This is a genomic window from Bradyrhizobium sp. Kon58, assembly GCF_055807455.1.
Genome location: NZ_JBVVOT010000457.1, coordinates 1 through 267, shown reverse-complemented (window position 1 = coordinate 267; position 267 = coordinate 1). Strand labels below are relative to the sequence as shown.

Below are 267 nucleotides of genomic sequence, written 5' to 3'. Positions count from 1 at the left end.
CCATCTCACGCTTGGGCCCGAACATCGCCCAGGCAATCAGCCCCAGCAGCGGTACGAAGATCAGCACCACCAGCCACAACCCCTTGGATTCCCAGCCACCGGTGCTGCCGGACTATCCGAGTAATGCCCGCTGTTTCGTACACCTGGATGCACGCTTGCTGCCGCATTGGCACACCTTGTTCGATGTCTGCCCGGCGTTGCTCAAGCTCGACCCACCGGAAGGCTTGAACCTGTTTCGCAGCTTCATGACCTGGGCGTATCGCAACC

At 60.7% G+C, this 267-nt stretch carries 1 protein-coding gene; it reads right to left on the bottom strand.

Going from position 1 to position 267, the window contains the following annotated elements; translation table 11 throughout:
* Window positions 1–67, bottom strand: a 67-nt coding sequence (locus AC0L20_RS41140; protein WP_473295850.1) for a hypothetical protein, incomplete at its 3' end; no start/stop codon positions are given.
* Window positions 68–267 lie beyond the last annotated feature (200 nt).